We start from the raw sequence: 4,322 nt of genomic DNA on the forward strand, positions 1-4,322 counted from the left end.
TAAGTAGAGTAACGTAAATAATTAAAGGTTTGTAGTAAGGTCTTTAGACCTGAAAGTAGGGCTAAAGCCCTAACTACGAGCCAATTTCAAAATCTGTTAACTTACTTAACATAGTTCTATTTATTTTTGCCTACCTACTTATATCTCACTGAATTGATACTGCTGTGCCTAAATAATTTCTCGGGTAATATTTTTATAGCTATCTATAATTTGTTATGCAAATATATTTTTTTGATGTATTTTATTTGTAGAAATGGAATAATTTTTATATTTAAACTGGTTTTGATTCTCAGAGTCGTATTAAAGGATCATGCTGAAAATAAATTATCTTGGCATTGGCTACATAAATAAAAGCGTAAATCAAAATCACTAATTGCAATTTATCTATTTAAAGGGAGATAATTACGTGAAGGGTAAAGATATGAAATTAAGTTCAGCGTCGGCATCTATTCTAACTTTAGGTACGGGTTGGTTTCCTAATAATCCTGGCGGATTGGAACGGTATATTTATGAACTAACTCATCAATTAGCAGCATCTCAAGACCAAGTAGAATTATGTGGAGTGGGTTTACCTGTAGATGCTAAAAACACACAGATTAAATTGACTAATTTAGCTTGTCCAGATAGTAAGATTAGTTCTCGGTTATGGTCAATTCGTAATAATTTTAAGAAAACAAGATTAGGTAAACCTGATGCAATTAATCTTCATTTTGCATTATATAGTTTTCCAATTTTAGATATTTTACCGAAGGGAGTACCGATTACTTTTAATTTTCATGGACCTTGGGCTTCGGAAAGTCAGGAGGAAGTAGTTAATCAGAAATTTAGTGTTTGGTTAAAGGAACAAATAATAGAACAAAGCACTTATAATCGGTGCGATCGCTTTATTGTTCTTAGTAAAGCTTTTGGTCAGATTCTCCATCAAAAATACCAAATTCCCTGGGATAAAATTCATATTATTCCCGGTGGAGTTGATATTAATCATTTTCAGCATAATCTCTCACGTCAGGAGGCTAGAATCAAACTAGCATGGCCAACTAATCGTCCAATATTATTTACTTCCCGGCGCTTAGTTCATCGCATGGGAATTGATAAGTTATTGCAAGCTATAGCTATGATTAAATCTGGCATTCCTGATGTTTGGTTAGCGATCGCTGGTCGGGGACATATTCAAGCTTTACTGCAACAACAAGCTAGAGAGTTAGGCTTGGAAAACAATGTACAATTTTTAGGTTTTTTACCAGAAAATCATTTACCTGTGGCTTATCAAGCGGCGGATTTAACGGTGATGCCGAGTCAATCTTTTGAAGGGTTTGGATTAGCTATTGTCGAGTCTTTAGCCTGTGGTACTCCTGTTTTATGTACTCCTGTGGGGGGAATGCCAGAAATCTTAGAGAAATTCTCTCCAGATTTAATTACTGAGGCGATTACTGTGGAAAGTATTGCTGATAAATTAGCACAAGTTATGTTAGGAAAACTGCCTTTACCTGCTAGGGAAGAATGTCGTCATTACACGATTAAAAATTATGATTGGACGAATATTGCCCAACAAGTTCGGCAAGTTATTTTAGCTTAAATTGATGATAAAAATTGTATGAAAATTCTATTTTTAGACCAAAGTGGTAAACCCGGTGGTGCTGAGTTGTGTTTAGTTGATATTGCTAAACCTTATGGGAAAAATGCTCTGGTTGGTTTATTCGCAGATGGTGATTTTAGAAAGTTACTTGCAGAAAATCAAGTTCCTGTGGAGGTTTTGACAACTCAAGCCATTAAAGTTGGTAAACAAAGTGGTTTTTTTCAAGCATTAGGTAGTTTAGGGCAAATAATTCCTTTAATTAATCAGGTTGTGCAACGGGCAAGGAAATATGATTTAATTTATGCTAATACTCAAAAGGCTTTAGTTGTGGGGGCGATAGCTAGTTTCTTGGCTCGTCGTCCTTTGGTTTATCATTTGCATGATATTCTTTCTTTAGAACATTTTAGTAAAACTAATTTGCAAGTTGCTGTTAATTTAATTAATCGTTGTGCTGCTTTGGTGATTGCTAATTCTCAAGCTAGTAAGATGGCATTTTTAGAGGCTGGAGGAAAATCGGATCTAGTTCGGGTTGTTTATAATGGTTTTGCAGCCAAAAATTATGAAGTTGATGAATTAGAAGTTAGAAATTTAAGAGAAAATCTCAAATTAGAAGATAAGTTTGTGATTGGACATTTCAGCCGTCTTTCTCCTTGGAAGGGACAACATATTTTAATTGATGCTCTTTCCCAATGTCCACAAGATGTGGTAGTAATTTTAGTTGGTGATGCTTTATTTGGTGAACAGGAATATGTCAAGGATTTACACCAAAAAGTAACTGCATTAGGACTGGAAAATCGAGTTAATTTTTTAGGTTTTCGCGCGGATATTCCCCAATTAATGACAATGTGTGATTTAGTTACCCATACTTCTACTGCGCCTGAACCTTTTGGGAGGGTTATTGTTGAGGCTATGCTGTGTGGTAAACCAGTGATTGCGGCTGAAGCTGGTGGCGCTATGGAATTAGTGGAAGATGGGATTAATGGTTTTTTAGTCGCACCTGGAGAACCTCAAGAATTAGCCCAGGTGATTCATAATTGTCGTCAAGAATCTGCAAAAACTGCGAATATTGCCAATAATGCCAGAATTAGTGCTAGTGAACGTTTTGATGTCAGGATTATTAATCAACAAATTCAAGAATTGCTAAAATCAATCAGATCCCCCACTTCTTGAAGAAGTCGGGGATCTTGGTCTTGGGAAACAATGTATAATATGGTAATGTATGGGTGGAAATTTTCCGCTTCTATAAATTAATAAATTTTAAAGTGAATTCTCGTGGCACAAGTTGTATTAGAAAACGTTTATAAAAGTTTTCCCAGTCGCAGTGGGGAAGGGACAAAAGCGCAACAAGACGGTACAGATGGTGTAAGTGTCTTGCGACGGATTAATTTAACCATTGCTGATGGTGAGTTTATGGTGCTGGTGGGACCCTCTGGCTGCGGTAAAAGTACGCTGCTGAGGTTAATTGCTGGCTTGGAGGTGATGACTGGTGGTAATATTTCCCTAGGAGATAGCTTGATTAATGATTTACCCCCGAAAGCCAGAGACATCGCTATGGTGTTTCAAAGTTACGCACTTTACCCCCACATGACTGTATATGACAACATCGCTTTTGGTTTGCGTCGTCAGTTTCCAGACGCGGAATTTGGCAAAAAAAGATTTGCTCAATGGGGCGAAAATATACTGGTAGGAATGACAAAAAAGTTGCCTAGAGGATGGCGATATATTTCTGCTAAGGAAAGAATTGTTGATCAACAGGTGCAAAAAGTTGCAGGTTTGTTACAAATTGAAACCTTGTTAAATCGTTTACCTAAACAGCTTTCCGGGGGACAAAGACAACGGGTAGCATTAGGAAGGGCGATCGCTCGTAATCCTCAAGTATTCCTAATGGATGAACCATTATCTAATTTAGACGCTAAATTACGGGCGGAAACTCGGAGTCAAATTGTGAAATTGCAACGTCAATTGGGGATAACGACAATTTATGTTACCCATGATCAAACGGAAGCCATGACTATGGGCGATCGCATTGCGATTATGTCGGAAGGTAAAATACAGCAAGTTGCTGCTCCATTAGAACTATATAATCATCCTGCGAATCGTTTTGTGGCTGAATTTATTGGTTCTCCACCCATGAATTTCATCCCGGTGGAGTTTCACGCACCCTTATTAATTACCCATGCAAATTTCCGCTTCACCCTTCCAGATGTGTGGGGAAGTGCGTTACAAAAATACGACGGACAAACTTTAATGTTAGGTATTCGTCCAGAACATCTAATTTTAGGTGTACCTGCTACTAAAAATTTACCAGTTAAAGTAGATTTAGTAGAAAACTTAGGAAATGACACTTTTTTATCTGTAAAAATTGCCGATCCTGACTTACAAAATCCAGAGGGGCAAACTTTACAAGTTCGAGTTCCCCCCGATAGATTCATCACCATAGATGAGCAACTTTGGCTATCTTTAACTCCTGAGAAACTGCATTTTTTTGACCCCAAAACCGAATTAGCAATATTTCCAAAATAGGGAGAAAAAGCGATCGCATTAAGTAGGTTGGCGTTGAAAATTGTTGTTATAGCAAGGCAAGAGGTAAGGGCTTTTCAAACAACCTCTAAGAGGGTGTTTGAAAAGTCTAATTTATTACTTGCAAGGGCGACTAGAAGTCGCAGCTACACAGACGAAACCCACCTTCGTGGGTTCAAAAGCCTTGATTTTTCGTTAGTCCACGCAGGTGGACTTTGTTTGTGTA

At 37.4% G+C, this 4,322-nt stretch carries 3 protein-coding genes; all 3 read left to right on the forward strand.

Annotated features, from left to right (window positions below):
• The first annotated feature begins 421 nt into the window (after positions 1 to 421).
• The gene (locus PN471_RS14345) at positions 422 to 1,576 is read left to right on the forward strand and encodes a glycosyltransferase family 4 protein (RefSeq protein WP_271777428.1); all 1,155 of its coding nucleotides are present in this window, start codon (positions 422 to 424) and stop codon (positions 1,574 to 1,576) included.
• Between the two features lie 18 nt (positions 1,577 to 1,594).
• Complete coding sequence (locus PN471_RS14350) at positions 1,595 to 2,746, forward strand: glycosyltransferase family 4 protein (RefSeq protein WP_271777429.1); 1,152 nt, start codon at positions 1,595 to 1,597, stop codon at positions 2,744 to 2,746.
• A gap of 102 nt (positions 2,747 to 2,848) precedes the next feature.
• Positions 2,849 to 4,099, forward strand: a complete 1,251-nt coding sequence (locus tag PN471_RS14355; RefSeq protein WP_271777430.1) for an ABC transporter ATP-binding protein — start codon at positions 2,849 to 2,851, stop codon at positions 4,097 to 4,099.
• Positions 4,100 to 4,322: the final 223 nt, after the last annotated feature.

The organism is Aphanizomenon sp. CS-733/32, assembly GCF_028330045.1.
In the GTDB taxonomy this organism is placed as follows: Bacteria; Cyanobacteriota; Cyanobacteriia; order Cyanobacteriales; family Nostocaceae; genus Dolichospermum; species Dolichospermum gracile.